General features: G+C 70.0%; 18 protein-coding genes and 1 pseudogene. 10 read left to right on the top strand and 9 right to left on the bottom strand.

The features are described 5' to 3' along the window. Positions 1-67: 67 nt before the first annotated feature. Together CLM62_RS05540 and CLM62_RS05545 are read right to left on the bottom strand one after the other, a co-directional pair. Positions 68-649: an HD family hydrolase gene (locus tag CLM62_RS05540; protein ID WP_095748731.1), complete on the bottom strand. Its 582-nt coding sequence runs from the start codon at positions 647-649 to the stop codon at positions 68-70. Between the two features lie 13 nt (positions 650-662). Continuing rightward, positions 663-1775, bottom strand: coding sequence for a helix-turn-helix transcriptional regulator (locus tag CLM62_RS05545; RefSeq protein ID WP_095748732.1), 1113 nt, complete (start codon positions 1773-1775; stop codon positions 663-665). A 214-nt stretch (positions 1776-1989) separates the two neighbouring features. Here CLM62_RS05545 and CLM62_RS05550 point away from each other — a divergent pair, with 214 nt between their 5' ends. The 7 genes from CLM62_RS05550 (at position 1990) to CLM62_RS05580 (ending at position 8569) form a co-directional block, all read left to right on the top strand. Continuing rightward, on the top strand, positions 1990-2514 hold the full coding sequence (locus CLM62_RS05550; protein WP_257003679.1) for a hypothetical protein: 525 nt from the start codon (positions 1990-1992) through the stop codon (positions 2512-2514). Positions 2515-2601: 87 nt separating this feature from the next. Then, a complete protein-coding gene (locus CLM62_RS05555) occupies positions 2602-4062 on the top strand; it encodes an MFS transporter (protein WP_095748747.1) in 1461 nt (486 codons plus the stop codon). A 40-nt stretch (positions 4063-4102) separates the two neighbouring features. Beyond that, positions 4103-4303 carry a CopG family transcriptional regulator gene (locus CLM62_RS05560; RefSeq protein WP_095748733.1) on the top strand — a complete coding sequence of 67 codons (201 nt, stop codon included), beginning with the start codon at positions 4103-4105 and terminating at the stop codon, positions 4301-4303. Beyond that, entirely contained in the window at positions 4300-4689 is a 390-nt protein-coding gene (locus CLM62_RS05565; protein WP_095748734.1) for a type II toxin-antitoxin system death-on-curing family toxin, read from the top strand. The genes CLM62_RS05560 and CLM62_RS05565 overlap by 4 nt, the downstream gene beginning before the upstream one ends. Positions 4690-4806: 117 nt before the next feature. After that, complete coding sequence (locus tag CLM62_RS05570) at positions 4807-6597, top strand: DEAD/DEAH box helicase (RefSeq protein ID WP_095748735.1); 1791 nt, start codon at positions 4807-4809, stop codon at positions 6595-6597. A 428-nt stretch (positions 6598-7025) separates the two neighbouring features. Then, entirely contained in the window at positions 7026-7667 is a 642-nt protein-coding gene (locus CLM62_RS05575; RefSeq protein ID WP_095748736.1) for an IclR family transcriptional regulator, read from the top strand. Between the two features lie 110 nt (positions 7668-7777). Then, positions 7778-8569 (top strand): S16 family serine protease, encoded by a 792-nt coding sequence (locus CLM62_RS05580; RefSeq protein WP_095748737.1) that lies wholly within the window; start codon positions 7778-7780, stop codon positions 8567-8569. A 39-nt stretch (positions 8570-8608) separates the two neighbouring features. Here the strand turns inward: CLM62_RS05580 and CLM62_RS05585 are convergent, their stop codons facing one another. From CLM62_RS05585 to CLM62_RS05605, 5 genes are all read right to left on the bottom strand, one after another. Then, on the bottom strand, positions 8609-9583 hold the full coding sequence (locus CLM62_RS05585; RefSeq protein ID WP_257003680.1) for a glycine betaine ABC transporter substrate-binding protein: 975 nt from the start codon (positions 9581-9583) through the stop codon (positions 8609-8611). Positions 9584-9617: 34 nt separating this feature from the next. Then, a complete protein-coding gene (locus CLM62_RS05590; protein ID WP_095748738.1) occupies positions 9618-10424 on the bottom strand; it encodes an ABC transporter permease in 807 nt (268 codons plus the stop codon). Beyond that, positions 10421-11632 (bottom strand): ABC transporter ATP-binding protein, encoded by a 1212-nt coding sequence (locus tag CLM62_RS05595; protein ID WP_095748749.1) that lies wholly within the window; start codon positions 11630-11632, stop codon positions 10421-10423. Before CLM62_RS05595 ends, CLM62_RS05590 begins: the two co-directional genes overlap by 4 nt. A 112-nt stretch (positions 11633-11744) precedes the next feature. Continuing rightward, the gene (locus tag CLM62_RS05600; protein ID WP_095748739.1) at positions 11745-12392 is read right to left on the bottom strand and encodes an ABC transporter permease; all 648 of its coding nucleotides are present in this window, start codon (positions 12390-12392) and stop codon (positions 11745-11747) included. Further along, positions 12389-12892, bottom strand: coding sequence for an Lrp/AsnC family transcriptional regulator (locus CLM62_RS05605; protein WP_179381953.1), 504 nt, complete (start codon positions 12890-12892; stop codon positions 12389-12391). The genes CLM62_RS05600 and CLM62_RS05605 overlap by 4 nt, the downstream gene beginning before the upstream one ends. Positions 12893-13017: 125 nt before the next feature. Between CLM62_RS05605 and hppD the strand changes: the two genes are divergently transcribed. Further along, the gene (gene hppD, locus CLM62_RS05610) at positions 13018-14163 is read left to right on the top strand and encodes a 4-hydroxyphenylpyruvate dioxygenase (RefSeq protein WP_095748740.1); all 1146 of its coding nucleotides are present in this window, start codon (positions 13018-13020) and stop codon (positions 14161-14163) included. 17 nt (positions 14164-14180) lie between these two features. Here hppD and CLM62_RS05615 read toward each other — a convergent pair whose 3' ends face one another. Next, positions 14181-15593 (bottom strand): lipopolysaccharide assembly protein LapB, encoded by a 1413-nt coding sequence (locus CLM62_RS05615; protein WP_095748741.1) that lies wholly within the window; start codon positions 15591-15593, stop codon positions 14181-14183. A gap of 93 nt (positions 15594-15686) precedes the next feature. Here CLM62_RS05615 and CLM62_RS05620 point away from each other — a divergent pair, with 93 nt between their 5' ends. After that, complete coding sequence (locus tag CLM62_RS05620; protein ID WP_095748742.1) at positions 15687-17102, top strand: FAD-binding oxidoreductase; 1416 nt, start codon at positions 15687-15689, stop codon at positions 17100-17102. A 32-nt stretch (positions 17103-17134) separates the two neighbouring features. Here the strand turns inward: CLM62_RS05620 and CLM62_RS05625 are convergent, their stop codons facing one another. Beyond that, positions 17135-17548 (bottom strand): SsgA family sporulation/cell division regulator, encoded by a 414-nt coding sequence (locus tag CLM62_RS05625; RefSeq protein ID WP_095748743.1) that lies wholly within the window; start codon positions 17546-17548, stop codon positions 17135-17137. 306 nt (positions 17549-17854) lie between these two features. Here CLM62_RS05625 and CLM62_RS05630 point away from each other — a divergent pair. Beyond that, positions 17855-18190 (top strand): annotated as a pseudogene (locus CLM62_RS05630) (DUF2510 domain-containing protein); the annotation flags it as partial.

The following is an 18190-nucleotide window of genomic DNA, read 5'->3' on the forward strand; positions in this document are numbered from 1 at the left end:
TCTGGTCTTGAGGCCGTCTGCCTCCCACGGAACCTCGGCCAGTGACAGGGTCTCGTCGTATCCCGGCTCAGTCGGGCCGCTCACCCATGACAGCACGCAGCCACTCCAGCGGCCCCATGCTCAACAGCTGATCGGCGAGTTCGATGGCCGTCTTCGTTGTGAGGCGGCTGCGGCTGTTGTCGATCCAGCGTTGGGCGAGTTCGTAGCCCTGGGACTTGTACTCGATGCCCTGCAGCATGCACTCCAGCTTGTCCGCGTCGCGGGCGCAGATTGCTTCGGGGGACTCGCGGGCCTCGTACTCGGCGATCAGGTCTCGCACGGTGGAGGCGAGGGATTCGGGCATGCCCGTCACCTGGTCTGCGGTGACGGCCTGGGGGTCGGCCTCGTCGGCGTACTTCTTGGCGAGGTGGTTGACGTCGCCGGTTCGGGTCTCTTGGGAGTCGTGCCAGACGGCCAGGAATGCGGCGCGGGCCGGGTCGGCGCCTTCCAGCTTGGCGATGATCGACGCGATCAGTGAGGTGCGCCAGGCGTGCTCGGCCACGCTTTCGGGGTCGCGTACGCCAGCCATCCACCAGCCGGTGCGCTTGGACTGCTTGAGCGTTCCCGCTTCGTACAGGAAGCGTGCCACCTGGGCCAGTTCCTCGGCCACGCTCGGACTCCTCTCACGCCTCGGCGAGGCGGATCGCATACCTGATGCTGTCCAGCTCGCGGCGTGCGCGCGTGGACAGCTCCCGGCTATCCAACATCACTGGCAGCCGTTCGCGAAGGGCGTGGGCAGCGGCCCCGGATTTCAGAAGGTTCGGGCGGATCGCGAGCAGGGACCAGAGCGAGTGGATGTTGAGTTCGACGTAGCCGTGGTGAGGTGAGAGGCCATGGGCGAGGTGGGCGAGCAGCTTGTGCCCTGGCCAGGAGCCAGGTGTGCGCGATGCGATGAAGTTGTCGGAGAGTTCAGGGTGGGTGGTTTCGCCGATCCAGTACGCCCAGTAGTTGAGGTTCGCGACTTCGCCGGCGTCGTCGCTCAGCGCGAAGTCGATGAAGTGGCTCATGCGGTCGCGGTCGCCCTGGCGGGCGGCTACGGCGGCGATGGAACGGGCGTTGAGCCAGTCGGTCAGCCAGTTGCTCGGCCGTCCGGTGGTCTGTTGGTGGGCAAGCCACGTGTGGGTGTCCGCCCGGTCGTCGTAGCCGGAGAGATACAGGGCCTGGCGGCGGAGGAGGAACTGCCGCTCATCGCGAGCGCGTTCGGCGGTGCGGCGCATGTGTGTGAAGAATCGGCGCTTGTCATCGGGGGACAGCTCGGGGGCTGAAGGGACGGGGCCGCGTCGTGGCCGCCGTGGAGTGGGGAGGGTGCGGATCGGCCGTGGCGGTACGCCGTTGAGCGGCCACGCGAGGACCTCGACGAGGTCGCGCTGCATCACCCAGGCACCCAGTGGACTCGTCTCCATAGGAGCCTGGTCGTCGAGCGCGCCGGCCAAGAGCACGTCGGCTTCCATGGCCCGCTCAAGCGCCTGCAACAGCGCGGGCACGGTACCGAACTGCATCAGTTGGTGCCGGAGCACCAGCATCTGTCCAACGGGTACGGCCGTCAGCGGACGCCGTCCCGATTCCCAGCCCGCGATGGTGTCGGGGGAGACTTGGAGCTGCCCGGCGAGGGCTTCCTGCGTGTGCCCCAACTGCTCCCGGATCAGCCGGAAAACGTAGCCGGAGATGATCCCTGACCGAGGCCTTGAGGACGAACCCCGACCGCCAGTCGGGGCTGGTCCCTGACTCGACGGCATGCAACCACCATTCCCGTGCAGGAGGACGCCTCTACCCGTACCGGTAGTCACTTCAAGCGGTGATCGCAGCTTTCTACCGTTCAAGTAGTCACCTGGCAACTGAGCGTATAGGGAAGGTGCAAGCGTGGACGCCGATATGCAGACGAGTACCCGCCTGGATGATGTGGGCCAGGGCAGGGGCAGTGCGCTGCGCCCTGCCGAACCGGAACCTGGGGTGCTCGTACATTCCCGTGCCGACCGGGAGTTGGCAACCGCCCACTGGCTGCTGTCGGCCCACCCGGTACCTGCCCAGGCCCGCCAAGAGTGGATCGACAACAAGGTGGCTCTGCTGCCCCTGGGCACTCTCTGCTCCGCCGTCCGGCTTCCCGCACACCTCGTGCATGCCGTGGCCTGCTCCAGCGATCCGGCGGACGTCGACGCCTTCCTTGATGAAGTCCTCGACGGCGGTCCCGTCATCTGCGACCCGCGCGGGCCCCGGTACTACGCGCTGGTCCCCGGCAGCATGCCTACGACGTGGCGTGACGCGGCCGAGGAATGGCGGCCGCTTGGCGTGGAGTGCCTGGGGCGCGGAACCTACCTCGGCGTGCCGAGGGTGGACATCGTGGAGTTCGATCCGCAGGCGTTCGTCTCGTACTGGGCGGTGCCCATGCCGTCGTCCGCCGTGCTGTGCACGCCGCTCAAAGTCGCTCGGCTGGTCGCGGCGGGGAAGCGTGCGCTTGCCGAGGAGTTGGAGGCGTAACCGGCCGTGGTCCTACGACCAAGGTCCGAGCCCGAGGCATCCTCCCGACAGGGGTCAAAGCGGGTTGTGGGTCTTACGCTGGCGACCATGACCGCCCTGGAACCCGGCGACACCGGTGTCGCCGACGCCCCTGCCCCGTCCACCGCCGCCGAGCGCGACGAGACCGTGTTGAGCCGGGCGTACCGGGCGCTGAGCGTCGGGATCGTCTCCGTCGTGCTGTTGATCGCGTTCGAGGCGACGGCTGTTGGAACGGCGATGCCGGTTGCGGCGCGGGAGTTGGACGGGGTGTCGCTGTACGCGTTCGCGTTCTCGGGGTACTTCACGACCAGCCTGTTCGGGATGGTGCTCTCCGGCCAGTGGTCCGACCGGAAGGGGCCGCTCGGGCCGTTGACCACCGGTATCGGCGCCTTCGCCGCGGGGCTGCTGCTGTCCGGGACCGCCGGCGTGATGTGGCTGTTCATCCTCGGGCGGGCCGTGCAGGGGCTCGGTGGTGGGCTGGTGATCGTCGCGTTGTACGTCGTTGTCGGGCGTGTTTATCCCGAGCGGTTGCGGCCGGCCATCATGGCGGCGTTCGCGGCGAGTTGGGTCGTGCCGTCGATCGTCGGTCCGCTCGCCTCCGGTGCGGTGACCGAACATCTCGGCTGGCGGTGGGTGTTCGTCGGGATTCCGGTGCTTGTCGTCTTTCCGCTGGCGCTCGCGCTGCCGCAGATACGGCGGCGGGCGTCGGGGTCGGTGGACGCCGCCGCGGAAGGTGCCTCCTTCGATCGGCGTCGTATTCGGCTCGCCCTCGGGATCTCGCTGGGTGCCGGGCTGCTTCAGTACGCCGCCCAGGACCTGCGGTGGCTGTCGCTGGTGCCCGGTGTCGCGGGGGCCGCGCTGCTCGTGCCAGCCGTGCTCGGGCTGCTGCCGCGCGGCACGTACCGGGCGGCGCGCGGGCTGCCGTCCGTCGTGCTGCTGCGCGGGGTGGCCGCGGGGTCCTTCATCGCGGCCGAGTCCTTCGTGCCGTTGATGCTGGTGACCCAGCGGGGGCTGTCCCCGACGCTGGCCGGGTTCTCGCTCGCGGCGGGTGGGGGGACATGGGCGCTGGGGTCGTTGGTTCAGTCGCGGCCGCGCGTGGAGCCGTACCGGGAACGCCTGATGACGCTGGGGATGGTGCTGGTGGCCGCGGCCATCGCCGCCGCGCCGAGCGTGCTGATCGACTCCGTGCCGGCCTGGACCCTCGCCGTCGCCTGGGCCTTCGGCTGCTTCGGGATGGGCCTGGTGATCTCCTCCACCAGCGTGCTGCTGCTCCACCTTTCCGCCCCGGAGGAGGCCGGCACCAACTCCGCCGCCCTCCAGATCTCCGACGGCCTGTCCAACGTCATCCTGCTGGCCGTGGGCGGCGCCGCGTTCGCCGCGCTGGGCGGCGGCACGGTGACACATGCGGCGACGGAGGCGGGCGGTGCCGGGTCTCATCCGGCGGCCTTCGCTGCGGTGTTCCTGCCGATGGCGGGGGTGGCGTTGGTGGGGGCTTGGGTGACTACGCGGGTGCGGGCTACGGGCGCGTGAGTGGTACTAATCTGACCCCAAGGGGTGGTACCATTCTGGTATGGCTATGAACCTGCGTCTCCGCGACGACCAGACGGAAGCCCTGAAGCTGCGCGCCGAGCAGGAGGGCACCAGCATGCACGCCATATTGCTGAAGGCCGTGGACGACTACCTGGCCAGGACGGCTCACGAGGCGCTGGTCCGTAAGGCCGCCAAGGAGCAGACCGCCAAGTGGGCCGAGCTGCTGGAGCGGCTCAAGTGACGTACCTCTATTTGTCGGCCGAGGACGTCCTGGCCATCGCCCAGCTTGCCGTCGATGACCAGGACGTCGTCGTTCGCGACGTCGGCTTGCTGGCGTCGGCCGTGCACCGCCCCTCCGCCTCGATGTTCGGGCAGGAGGCGTACACCGACCTGTTCGACAAGGCGGCGGCGCTTCTGCAGTCACTTGCGATCAACCGCCCCTTCGTCGACGGGAACCAGCGCGCGGCGTGGACGTCCTGTGACGTCTTCCTGGCGCTGAATGACGTGCAGCTGCGCCCCGACATCGACGCTGCCGAACGCCTGGTCATCGCCGTGGCCACGGGCGCCATGGACGAGGTCAAGGCCATCTCCGAGGACCTGCGGAGTCTGGCCGAACAGCCGATGTGACGTGAGTCCCACCCACGGACGATCCGGCACCGTCCGCGTGTTGACGCGGTCGGGCCGCCGGTAGGGTGGCCCGGTTGCCATACCCAGCCGAGCCGCCCGACCCCCGATCTGGAGACCGTGACTACCACCGCCGCCTCCTCCCATCACCTCTCTCCCGCCTTTCCCGGCCGCGCCCCCTGGGGCACCGCCAGCAAGCTGCGTGCCTGGCAGCAAGGTGCGATGGAGAAGTACGTCCAGGAGCAGCCGCGTGACTTTCTCGCCGTCGCCACGCCCGGCGCCGGGAAGACGACCTTCGCGCTGACGCTGGCGTCCTGGCTGCTGCACCACCATGTCGTGCAGCAGGTCACCGTCGTCGCCCCGACCGAGCACCTGAAGAAGCAGTGGGCCGAGGCGGCCGCGCGGATAGGGATCAAGCTGGACCCCGAGTACAGCGCGGGGCCGCTCGGCAAGGATTACCAGGGGGTCGCGGTCACGTACGCGGGTGTGGGCGTCAGGCCCATGCTGCACCGCAACCGCGTCGAGCAGCGCAAGACCCTCGTCATCCTCGACGAGATCCACCACGCCGGTGACTCCAAGTCGTGGGGCGAGGCCTGCCTCGAGGCCTTCGAGCCGGCGACGCGGCGCCTCGCGCTCACCGGAACGCCCTTCCGGTCCGACACGAACCCCATCCCCTTCGTGACGTACGAGGAAGGGAACGACGGGATCCGGCGGTCCGCCGCCGACTACACGTACGGATACGGGTCCGCCCTGTCCGACGGCGTCGTCCGGCCGGTCATCTTCCTCTCCTACAGCGGCAACATGCGGTGGCGGACCAAGGCCGGTGACGAGATCGCCGCCCGGCTCGGCGAACCCATGACCAAGGACGCCGTCTCGCAGGCGTGGCGGACCGCGCTCGATCCGCGCGGTGAGTGGATGCCCAGCGTGCTGCGCGCCGCCGACCAGCGGCTGACCGAGGTGAGGAAGGCCATCCCGGACGCCGGTGCGCTCGTCATCGCCTCCGATCAGGACTCCGCTCGGGCCTACGCCAAGCTCATCCGTGAGATCACCGGTAGCAAGGCGACCCTCGTGCTGTCCGACGACGCCGGCGCGTCCGCGCGGATCGACGAGTTCAGCGACAGCAACGACCGGTGGATGGTCGCCGTGCGGATGGTGTCCGAGGGTGTCGACGTGCCTCGGCTCGCGGTCGGGGTCTACGCCACCACCATTTCCACCCCCCTCTTCTTCGCCCAGGCCGTCGGGCGTTTCGTACGGTCCCGGCGGCGCGGCGAGACCGCCTCCGTCTTCCTGCCGACCGTCCCGGACCTGCTCACCTTCGCCAACGAGATGGAGGTCGAGCGCGACCACGCCCTCGACAAGCCGAAGAAGGACGGCGAGGAGGACCCGTACGCCGAGTCCGAGAAGGAGATGGAGGAGGCGAACAAGGAGCAGGACGAGGACACCGGCGAGCAGGAGCAGTTCGCCTTCGAGGCGCTGGAGTCCGAGGCCGTCTTCGACCGGGTGCTGTACGACGGCGCCGAGTTCGGCATGCAGGCCCATCCGGGGAGTGAAGAGGAGCAGGACTACCTCGGGATTCCGGGGCTTCTCGAACCCGATCAGGTGCAGCTGCTGCTGCAGAAGCGGCAGGCCCGGCAGATCGCGCACAGCCGGAAGAAGCCGGCCGAGGAGGCCGACCTGCTGGAGCTGCCCGCCGAGCGGCGGCCGGTCGTCTCGCACAAGGAGATGATGGAGCTCAGGAAGCAGCTCAACACGATGGTCGGTGCGTACGTCCATCAGAGCGGCAAGCCGCACGGGGTCATCCACACCGAGCTGCGGCGCGTGTGCGGCGGCCCGCCGAGCGCCGAGGCCACGGCCGGGCAGCTGCGGCAGCGGATCGCCAAGGTGCAGGAGTGGGCCACCCGGATGCGGTGACGCTGGGCGCTGTGCCTGAGCCGTTTTTAGGGGGCACCTTTCGTGCTCCGGCTGCGGGCCGCCTGTGACTGGTCGCGCCCACGCGGCGGAGCCGCATATCGACACAGCCCCGCGCCCCTTAAGGCGCTCCGCGCCTCTCGGGGCGCTCCTCGCGCCGTACGTATCAGGGCAAACCGGAGCGGTCCGTACCGGTCAGTGCCCGGATTCTGGACGGAGCCTTCCGCTCAGCGAACCGCCTTCGCTACTGTCCCGCTACGCACACGCCCCGTGGCAGCGCCGCCGCGGAGCGCAGCCGTGAAGCGACGCGGTCCGGCAACAGGCCGGGCCGCCGGCCGATCGGCGGCCTCTGAAGCGCGTCGCCGACGGGACTCGGTGGCGCATCCGCCGCGAGGGGGCCGCCGACCTCACCACTTGGAGGAGTGGGCGTCGTGACCGCGGAGACCTCTCAGACGCTCGACCGAGGACTGCGTGTCCTCAAGCTGCTGGCCGATACGGACCACGGGCTGACCGTCACCGAGCTATCCAACAAACTGGGCGTGAACCGGACCGTCGTATACCGGTTGCTCGCCACACTCGAACAGCACGCTCTCGTACGCCGTGACCTGGGCGGGCGTGCCCGGGTCGGGCTCGGCGTGCTGCGGCTGGGCCGCCAGGTGCATCCGCTGGTACGTGAGGCCGCGCTGCCCGCCTTGCGGTCGCTGGCCGAGGACATCGGGGCGACGGCTCATCTGACGTTGGTGGACGGCGCGGAGGCGCTGGCCGTGGCCGTGGTCGAGCCGACGTGGACGGACTACCACGTGGCTTATCGGGCCGGGTTCCGGCATCCGCTGGACCAGGGGGCCGCGGGACGGGCGATCCTGGCGGCGCGGCAGCAGGGTCTTGTGGAGCCGGGGTACACGCTGACGCACGGGGAGTTGGAGGCGGGGGCGAGTGGGGCGGCGGCGCCGTTGCTGGGGGTGACCGGGGTCGAGGGCAGTGTCGGGGTCGTGATGTTGGCCGACGCGGTGCCGGAGCGAGTGGGGCCGCGGGTGGTGGACGCGGCTCGGGAGGTGGCGGAGGCTTTGCGCTGAGGTCGTACGGCGGGCCGGACGGGCGCTTGCGGCGGGACGGCGCGGCCTTTCCCGCCCGCGAAGGCAACCTGCCACCTGGCCTGATGCCACCCCCACGTTAGATTGATTCCGTGCTCTCTCGTCTCACGCGTCCCCAAGCCGTCGCCGCCTGTGGTCTGCCCGTCGTGGGTCTGATCGCCACCGCGGTGTTCGCGCCGCTGCCGTTCTCGTTGACGCAGCCCGGTATGACGGCGGACGTGCTCGGCGAGAACAAGGGTGCGCCGGTGATCACCATCTCCGGTGCCCCGACGCGTGACACGAGCGGGCAGTTGCGGATGACGACCATCGAGGCGACGAACCCGGACGCGCACGTCTCGCTCGGTGAGGTGATCGACAGCTGGTTCCGCACCGACCAGGCGGTCATGCCGCGTGACGCGGTGTACCCGAGCGGGCAGAACGTCAAGGAGATCGAGCGGCACAACACCGAGGAGATGAGGAAGTCCCAGGACGCGGCGACCCGGGCCGCGCTGAACCACCTGGACCTCGGTGACCAGGACGTCGAGGTCACGCTGAGGCTCGCGGACGTCGGCGGTCCCAGCGCGGGGCTCCTGTTCACCCTCGGCATCATCGACAAGCTGAACGGCGACGGCCGCGGCGGCGACCTCACGGGCGGCCGCACCATCGCCGGTACCGGCACGATCACCGCGGACGGCACCGTCGGCCCGGTCGGGGGAGTGGCCCTGAAGACGCAGGCCGCCAAAAGGGACGGGGCGACCGTTTTCCTGGTGCCCAAGGCGGAGTGTTCCGACGCGAAGGCAGAACTGCCGAAGGGCCTACGACTGATTCCGGTGACCACACTGAAGAGCGCGGTCAATGCGCTGACGGCCCTGGAGAGCGGGAAGGGCTCGGTACCGAGCTGCTGAAGGCGGCCGGAAGTGTCCGTACGGCGTCCCGCCGCCCCCTCACCCCTCCTTCACGAACCCCTCCTCCGTCAACCAGTCCAGCGCCACCTGATGCGGATCCTCCCCGTCCACGTCCACCTTGGCGTTCAGCGTCCGCGCCACCGTGTTGTCCAGCTTCCTGGTGACCGGGTCGAGGACATCCGCGATCGCCGGCCACTTCTTCAGGGTCTTGGTGTTGATCTCCGGCGCCGCGTTGTAGTTCGGGAAGAACTTCCTGTCGTCCTCCATCACCGTCAGGTTCATGGACTTGATACGGCCGTCGGTGGTGAAGACCTCCCCGTACGTGCAACTGCCCTTCGCGGCCTGCGTGTAGATGATCCCCGTGTCCATCTGCGTGATCCGAGACGCCGGGACGCTCATCCCGTACGCCTTCTGCATGCCGGGCAACCCGTCCTCCCGGTTGGCGAACTGGCTCTCCACGCAGAGCGTCACCGCTGCGGGGTCGGACTTGGACAGGGCGGCCACGTCCGACAACGTCCTCGTGCCGTACCTCTTGAAGCGGGACTGGTTCATGGCCAGCGCGTAGGTGTTGTTGAGCGGGGCCGGCCGCAGCCAGGTCAGGCCGTTCTTCAGGTCGGCGTCGCGTACCGCCTGCCACTGCTGCCGCGGCCCGGTGATCGGCTCGCTGTTGCCCAGGTAGTTGATCCAGGCGGTGCCCGTGTACTCGTACATGCCGTCGGCGTCACCGGACCTGACCGCCTCCCGCCCCCCGATGGAGCCCTGGATGCCCGTGCGGTCGAGCACGTCCGCGCCGGCCGCCTCGAAGGCGATGCCCATGATCGCGCCGAGGATGAGCTGCTCGGTGAACTCCTTCGACGTCACCGTCAGGTCCGCGCCCTTGAGCGGCTCGCCCCGGCCGATCGAGCCCGGGCTCACGTCGTCGACCATCGGCGAGCCGCTGGTCAGGCCGCAGCCGGAAGCGAGCAGCGACCCACCGGCCAGAAAGCCGGCCAGGAACAGGCGTGCCCTCCTCACGTCCCCACCTCCAGCCCCGCAGCCGCAACAGCAGTCACGTCCCCACCTCCAGCCCCCGGGGCCGCAACAGCAGCTCGGCCAGCGACGCCAGCCAGTCCACCAGCAGCGCGAGTACGACCGTGAGGATCGAGCCCAGCATCAGCACCGGCATCCGCTGGTTGGTGATGCCGGTCGTGATCAGGACGCCCAGCCCGCCGCCCCCGCCGAAGGTCGCCAGGGTCGCCGTACCGACGTTCAGGACGAGAGCCGTACGGACGCCCGCCAGGATCAGCGGAACCGCCAGCGGCAGTTCCACCCGGCCCAGCACCCCCATCGGCGACATGCCGATGCCGCGGGCCGCCTCCAGCAGCGTCGGGTCGTTCGCCTTCAGGCCCGCGATCGTGTTCGACAGGACCGGGAGCACGGCGTAGCTGATGATGCCGATCAGGGCCGCCTTCCGGCCGATGCCCAGCCAGATCACCAGCAGGGCGAGGAGACCGATCGCCGGCGTCGCCTGACCCATGCTGGCGACCGCCGTCGCCACGGGGGTCGCCTTCCGGAACGCCCGCCGGGTCAGCAGAATCCCCAGCGGGATCGCGATGATCAGCACGAAGAACGTGGAGATCACCGTCAGCTCGATGTGTTGCCACAGTGCCTTCGACACCTGCCCGTTCGACAGCGCGCTCTCGGAGATCGAGTCGAGGTCGGCCTGCCGGAACCACAGCCAGGTCGCCAGCAGCACCGCCACCAGCACGGCGGGCAGGAAGGTCAGCTTCTGCCAGCCGACGTGTCTGCGCGGAAGACCGGGCGGCCCCGGCGGCGCCGACTCCTCCCGCGGCTCGTCCAGCTCCGGACCGGTCACGCCTTCGGCTCCCCTCCGTGGCCCTCCTGCTCGGCGTGCGTCTGCGGGGCCCGCGTCTGCTCCAGCTCGTGCTGGGCCTCGATCGCCTCCAGCCGGTCCGCCTCCATCAGCTCGTGCACGGAGTTCATCAGCGTCTCCACGTCCACGACGCCCGTGTACTCGCCGCGCCGCCCGGTGACCGCCACCCGCCCCGAACTGTCGGTGAGCACCGCCTCCAGGGCGTCCCGCAGGGTCGCGTCCCTGGTCACCGTGTCGCTCACCAGCGTCCCCGCCCGGGCCAGCGAGCCCTTGGCACGCATCAGGTCGCCGCGCCTGAGCCACTTGTAGGGCCGACCGCGCCTGTCGAGCAGCAGGATCTCGTTCGTCGTGCCGCTGGAGCGGAGCTTGCTGAAGATCTCCTGGAGCGGGTCGTCGATGGTCACCGTCGGGTAGTCGGTGATCTCCACGTCCCGTACGCGGGTCAGGTTCAGCCGCTTCAGAGCGGCCCCCGCGCCCACGAAACCGGATACGAAGTCGTCCGCCGGGTTGGTGAGGATCGCCTCCGGAGTGTCGAACTGGGCGATGTGCGACCGCTCGCGAAGCACCGCGATCCGGTCGCCCAGCTTGATCGCCTCGTCGAAGTCGTGCGTGACGAAGACGATCGTCTTGTGCAACTCGTGCTGCAACCTGATCAACTCGTCCTGCAGATGGTCCCGGGTGATCGGGTCGACCGCGCCGAACGGCTCGTCCATCAACAGCACCGGCGGATCGGCGGCGAGCGCCCGCGCCACGCCCACCCGCTGCTGCTGGCCGCCGGAGAGCTGGCGCGGGTAGCGGCCGTGGAACTCGCCGGGGTCCAGTCCGACCAGGTCGAGCATCTCCTCGACACGGTCACGGATCCGCGCCTTCGGCCAGCCGATCATCTTCGGTACGAGCGCGATGTTCTGGGCGACCGTCATGTGCGGGAAGAGGCCGGAGGCCTGGATCGCGTACCCGACCTTGCGGCGCAGCTTCACCGGGTCGATGTCGGTGACGTCCTCGCCGTTGATACGGATGCGTCCGCCGGTCGGCTCGATCAGCCTGTTGATCATCTTGAGCGTCGTCGACTTACCGCACCCGGACGGGCCGACGAAGACGACGATCTCGCCCGCCTTGATCTCCATGTTGACGTTGTCGACGGACGGCAACGGATTGCCGGGATACTGCTTGGTCAGGTGCTCCAGCTCAATGGTGGCGCCCGCAACGCGTGATCCGGAAACGCGTGATCCGGAAACGCGTGATCCGGCAACGCGTGATCCGGCAACACTCGATCCGGCAACGCTCGATCCGGCAAGACTCGACTCAGGCACGGATCCCCCTAGGAATGGTCAGCCGTCCGATCAGGACGTACGCGGCGTCGAACAGCAGGGCCAGGACGATGATCCCGAGCGTGCCCGCGAGCACCTGGTTGAGCGCGTTCTTGCTGCCGAGGGAGCCGAGGCCGCGGAAGATCACGTTGCCCAGGCCGGGCCCGGAAGCGAAGGCCGCGATCGCCGCGATGCCCATCAGCATCTGCGTCGAGACCCGGATGCCGGTCAGGATCGGCGGCCAGGCCAGCGGCAGCTCGACCCGCGCCAGACGCGCGAGCCGGGACATGCCGATGCCCCGGGCCGCCTCCACCAGCGAGGGGTCGACCCCGCGCAGCCCGACGATCGCGTTGCGCACGATCGGCAGCAGCCCGTACAGCGTCAGCGCGATCACCGTGGGCGGCACGCCCAGGCCCACGATCGGGATGAGCAGACCGATCAGGGCGAGCGACGGAATGGTCAGGACGGTCGAGGTGGCCGTGGTCGCGAGGTTGTCCGCCCACTCGCTCCGATACGTGACGACGCCGATCAGCACCCCGATCAGCGTTGCCACGACCATGCACTGGAAGACGGCGCTCGCGTGCTGGTAGGCGTCCGTCAGCAGCTGTTCGTGGCGGTTGCCGAGGTACTCCCAGAAGTTCACATCCGCTCACCCCCAGGCGCCGGTGTCGGTCCCCGGTTCTCCGCCGCTTCCTCCACCAGCGGAATGACCCGCAGCGGAACGGCGGTCTCCATGACGATCGCCGTGGAGGCCCGGACGATTCCATCAAAACCGACAACCAGGTCGATGACCCGCTGGAGATCGGCGTTCGAGCGGGCCACCAGGCGGCACAGCATGTCCCCGGTGCCCGTCGTGGTGTGCAGCTCCAGTACCTCCGGCACGGTCGCCAAGTGGGCCCGTACGTCCGCCCCTTGCCCCTGCCGGATCTGCAGCGTCGCGAACGCGCTGACCGGGTAGCCGAGCGCCGCCGGGTCCACGTCCGGCCCGAATCCGCGGATGACTCCATTCGACGTAAGCCGGTCCAGGCGCGCCTGCACGGTCCCCCGGGCGACCCCCAGCCGCCGGGACATCTCCAGCACGCCGATCCGCGGCTCCCGCGCCAGCAGCACGATGATCCGCCCGTCCAGCCCGTCGATCCCCACAGAGGCCCTCCCAGCACTGGTCATCCTGTACACAGAGCCCGCCGATGCGGGCACCTGGCTGGTCACATTGCCCAGCGAACAACCAAACTATTGCGCACCTTGCGAGGCGGCGCGAGGCTGCCGTTATGACGCAGACCACACACCACACTCCCGACACCGCCCGGCAGGCCGATCCCTTCCCGGTCAAGGGAATGGACGCGGTCGTCTTCGCCGTGGGCAACGCCAAGCAGGCGGCGCACTACTACTCCACCGCCTTCGGCATGCGGCTGGTCGCCTACCGCGGACCGGAGACCGGCAGCCGCGAGACCGCGAGCTACGTCCTGGAGAACGGCTCCGCCCGCTTCGTCCTCACCTCCGTCATCAAGCCCGCCACCCCCTGGGGCCACTTCCTCGCCCAGCACGTGGCCGAGCACGGCGACGGCGTCATCGACCTCGCCATCGAGGTCCCGGACGCGCGTGCCGCGTACGCCTACGCGGTCGAACACGGCGCCCGCTCGATCGCCGAGCCGTACGAACTGAAGGACGAGCACGGCACCGTCGTCCTCGCCGCGATCGCCACGTACGGCGAGACCCGCCACACCCTCGTCGAACGGACCGGCTACGACGGCCCGTACCTGCCCGGATACGTCACAGCCGCGCCCCTCGTCGAACCGCCCGCCCACCGCACCTTCCAGGCCATCGACCACTGCGTCGGCAACGTCGAGCTCGGCCGGATGAACGAGTGGGTCGGCTTCTACAACAAGGTCATGGGCTTCACGAACATGAAGGAGTTCGTGGGCGACGACATCGCCACCGAGTACAGCGCGCTGATGTCGAAGGTCGTCGCCGACGGCACCCTCAAGGTCAAGTTCCCGATCAACGAGCCCGCACTCGCCAAGAAGAAGTCCCAGATCGACGAGTACCTGGAGTTCTACGGCGGCGCGGGCGTCCAGCACATCGCGCTCAACACAGGCGACATCGTCGAGACGGTACGGACGATGCGGGCGGCCGGCGTCCAGTTCCTGGACACCCCCGACTCGTACTACGACACCCTCGGCGAGTGGGTCGGCGACACCCGCGTCCCCGTCGGGACCCTGCGCGAGCTGAAGGTCCTCGCCGACCGCGACGAGGACGGCTACCTGCTGCAGATCTTCACCAAGCCGGTCCAGGACCGGCCGACCGTGTTCTTCGAACTCATCGAACGGCACGGCTCCATGGGCTTCGGCAAGGGCAACTTCAAGGCGCTGTTCGAGGCGATCGAGCGCGAACAGGCCAAGCGCGGCAACCTGTAGCAGCCCGCCGCGCCAGGTCAGCTCTCGGGCACGTCCTCCAGCGACGGCTCCCCGAGCTCCGTCAACACCGCCCGAGCCACCCGCGCCCCCACCGGAGAGAAGTACGGGTTGATCCGCAGCGCCTCCTCGAGATGCCTGCGGGCCGACCCGTACCGCTTCAACCGCCGCTCGATCATGCCCCGGTGATACGAGTACAGCGCGCTGCGCACCGCGCCCCCCTTCGTCTCGTCCGTCGCCGTCGTGGCGAACCGCAGCGCCTCCTCGGGCCGGCCGGCCCGGTGCAGTGCCCACCCCAGCGCGTCGGCCACCGCGATGCCCGGCTGACGGGCCCACTCGGCCCGCAGCCGCCGTACCGCCGCCCGCGGATCACCGTGGTCCGCCTCGAACTGCCCGAGCACCAGTTCCTCGTCCGCCCCGCCCGCGGCGGCCCTGCGCACCCGCTCCCGCACCAGGTCGTACTGCACCCGTGCGGCCTGATCCAGCCCCAGCGACTCGTACAACTCGCCCAGCTCCAGGGCGTATTGAGGATACGGCTGCTTGGTGAGAGCCGCCCGGTAGGCGTTCAGCGCCTCCGTCGTCCGCCCCAGCGCCGCCAGCGCCCGCCCCTGCCCGGCCTGCGCGGCCCGCTGGTCGGGGTCGATCCGTACGGCCTCCTGGAAGTGCCGCAGCGCGGCCTCCCGGTCCCCGCGCTCCCAAGCCAGCTGCCCTGCCCGCTCCAGATACGCCGCCCGCTCCGCCGGCGCCTCGGCCCCGGCCGCCGCGTCGGCGAGCTGGGCGGCCGCGTCCTCACGCCGGCCCTGGTCGCGGTAGACGGCCGCCGCCCGCGCCATCACGGCCGGCCCGGAGCGCAGCTTCATGAGCTGGTCGAGGGCGCCGTGGGCCGCCTCGTGGTCGCCGAGGCCGGTGTAGGCGTCGATCAGCTGCGGGTACGTCGTCCACCGCTTCGGTTCCAGCTTCCGCGCGGCCTCCGCCCACCTCCGCGCCGCCCGGAAGTCCCGCCGCGCGTTCGCCAGGGCCGCCAGGCCCTCCAGCGCCTCCGCGTTCCCCTTCGCCCGCACCTTCAGCGAGGTCCGCAGCGTCTTCTCGGCCCTCGGGTAGTACGCGGCGTCCGCGGTCCGCCGCCCCTGCTCCACGTAGGCCGCCCCGAGCACCGCCCACGACCGGGCGTCCTTGGGATGCGCCCGCAGATGGCTCTCGCGCTCGCCGATCAGCACCGCCAGATCGGGCAGCGCGGCCGGCGCCCCGGCGGCGACCGCCGCACGGGCCTGCGCCCCCGGCGCCGGTGCGGGCGCCCGCGTCGGCGTCCCCTCCCAGGGCAACAGCACCACAACCCCGCCGAGCACCACACACCCGGCGACCGAGGCGATCATCACCCGCCGACTGATACGTGGACCGATACGTGAGGGCCGCTCCTCCGCTTGGTTCTCCATGGCGCTCACTGTGCGTCAGTACGACGACCGCGCCCGGGCATACGGCGGCTGCCGTACACAGGGTTCACACCGATGGCCGTGGAGTGCGAACCTGTGATCATGAGCCGTATCGAAGCGCCTCCCGACAAAGACGCGGCAGCGCCCGGCAACCTCCTCGACCGGCTGCTGGGCGGTCTGCCCGCCGAAGCCGTCCTCACCGACCCGGACATCACGGCCTCCTACGCCAACGACATGGCCAGCTTCTGCCCGGCCGGCGCCCCCGCCGTGGTCGTTCTCCCGCGCACGGTCGAAGAGGTCCAGCACGTCATGCGCACCGCCACCGAACTGCGCGTCCCGGTCGTCCCGCAGGGCGCCCGCACGGGCCTGTCGGGCGCGGCCAACGCCTCCGACGGCTGCATCGTGCTGTCCCTGACGAAGATGGACCGGATCCTCGAGATCAACCCGGTCGACCGCATCGCCGTCGTCGAACCCGGCGTCATCAACGCCGCCCTGTCCCGCGCGGTCAACGAACACGGCCTCTACTACCCTCCCGACCCCTCCAGCTGGGAGATGTGCACCATCGGCGGCAACATCGGCACCGCCTCCGGCGGCCTGTGCTGCGTGAAGTACGGGGTGACGGCCGAGTACGTCCTCGGCCTGGACGTCGTCCTCGCCGACGGGCGGCTCATGTCCACCGGCCGCCGTACGGCGAAGGGTGTCGCCGGATACGACCTGACCCGCCTGTTCGTCGGCTCCGAGGGCTCGCTCGGCATCGTCGTGCGCGCGATCCTGGCCCTCAAGCCGCAGCCGCCCGAGCAGCTGGTGCTGGCGGCCGAGTTCGCGTCCGGGGCCGCCGCCTGCGACGCCGTGTGCCGGATCATGGCGGGCGGACACGTGCCGTCCCTCCTCGAACTGATGGACCGTACGACGGTGAAAGCGGTCAACGACCTGGCCCACATGGGACTCCCGGAGAGCACGGAAGCCCTGTTGTTGGCGGCCTTCGACACCGCCGACCCGGCCGCCGACCTCGCCGCCCTCGGCGCGCTGTGCGAGGCCGCCGGCGCCACCCAGGTCGTCCCGGCCGACGACGCGGCCGAGTCCGAACTGCTCCTGAAGGCACGGCGGCTGTCGCTCACCGCCCTGGAGGCGGTCAAGGGCACGACGATGATCGACGACGTGTGCGTGCCCCGCTCCAGGCTCGGCGAGCTGCTCGAAGGGACCGAGCGGATCGCCGAGAAGCACCAGCTCACCATCGGCGTCGTCGCCCACGCCGGCGACGGCAACACCCACCCGACGGTCTGCTTCGACGCGGCGGACCCCGACGAGTCCCGGCGCGCCCGGGAGTCCTTCGACGAGATCATGGCCCTCGGCCTGGAACTCGGCGGCACGATCACCGGCGAACACGGCGTGGGCGTCCTGAAGAAGGAGTGGCTGGCCCGCGAGATCGGCCCGGTCGGCGTGGAGATGCAGCGGGCGATCAAGGCGGCCTTCGACCCGCTGGGCATCCTGAACCCGGGCAAGCTGTTCTGAGAGCCTGTGTCACAGCCCGCGTCCCGTCCCGGTCACCGGGCGAGCAGCTCGTCGAGCGCGTCGTCGATACCGAGCTGCTCGCCCTCGGTCCCCGGGGGCACCACCCGCAGCGTCCGCTCCAGCCAGGCGGACACCTGGGCGGCGGGGGCCTCGAGCAGGGCGTCACCCTCAGGCGAAGTCAGCGCCATCAGGACGACGCTGCGGCCCTCCACCTTGCTCGGCCACACCCGTACGTCCCCGTGCCCGCACGGCCGGAACACCCCCTCCACCAGGAGGTCGCGGGAGAACGTCCAGTGCACGGGGTGGTCGGAGTTGATGTGGAAGGTGATGTGGACGGCGAACGGATCGTCGGATCGGTAGCCGAGCCGGGCCGGGACCTGGATGCTGCGTTCCGGCGACAGGACGAGTCTGAGCTCCAGTTCGCGCTCGACAACGGTGCAGTGCATGGCGTGCGTTCCTCTCTCGTGTCTCTCGCCCGGGTCCGCGGTGGGCCCGTACGAGTGGAGAGGGGGCGGGGACGGAAGCATTACGCGGGTTCTCGGAAGTTTTTTCGGCGGCCGCTGCGAGAGGCGTTGCGGAGAGGTTCCAGAGAGCTTTTGGAGAGCTTCCGGAGACGTTCCAGAACGTGAGAAGTACGTGGACGAGGTTGCCCGGAAAGGGGTGGGTCCCGCGGGACTGGCGGTGGTTGTTGCGCCGGTCTGATAGATGTGGAGGCCCTCATTTGACCCCCGAGCAGATACCGGACGACGGACATGAGCGCCCCAACCCCGGCCCCCGGTGACGACAGGCCCCGCGAAGGGTATTACCCGGACCCGTCCATTCCTGGATATGTCCGGTACTGGAACGGTGCCTCCTGGGTTCCGGGCACCAGCCGTCCGGCACCGGCGGACGGCGAACCGCTCGCCCCGCCGCCCGGCGCCCAGCCCGGCCGGACCGCGGCCCCGGTCGAGGAGACGGGCCCGCACTTCTTCGACGAGGACCCGGCCGACGGACCCGGCAAGCCCGGCGCGTCCGCCGACGCCCAGCACGGCAGCCGGCCCGAGCCCCCGCGTCCGCCTGGGGCGCCGACCGCTCCCGCCAGACGGGAT

This window comes from Streptomyces sp. SA15 (assembly GCF_002291145.1).
GTDB lineage: Bacteria > Actinomycetota > Actinomycetes > Streptomycetales > Streptomycetaceae > Streptomyces.

Excerpts from the sequence above, each read along its gene's own strand:
- CLM62_RS05545 (WP_095748732.1), bottom strand. The coding sequence starts at position 1,775 with ATGCCGTCGAGTCAGGGACCAGCCCCGACTGGCGGTCGGGGTTCGTCC.
- CLM62_RS05555 (WP_095748747.1), top strand. The coding sequence starts at position 2,602 with ATGACCGCCCTGGAACCCGGCGACACCGGTGTCGCCGACGCCCCTGCC.
- CLM62_RS05560 (WP_095748733.1), top strand. The coding sequence starts at position 4,103 with ATGGCTATGAACCTGCGTCTCCGCGACGACCAGACGGAAGCCCTGAAG.
- hppD (WP_095748740.1), top strand. The coding sequence starts at position 13,018 with ATGACGCAGACCACACACCACACTCCCGACACCGCCCGGCAGGCCGAT.
- CLM62_RS05615 (WP_095748741.1), bottom strand. The coding sequence starts at position 15,593 with ATGGAGAACCAAGCGGAGGAGCGGCCCTCACGTATCGGTCCACGTATC.
- CLM62_RS05625 (WP_095748743.1), bottom strand. The coding sequence starts at position 17,548 with ATGCACTGCACCGTTGTCGAGCGCGAACTGGAGCTCAGACTCGTCCTG.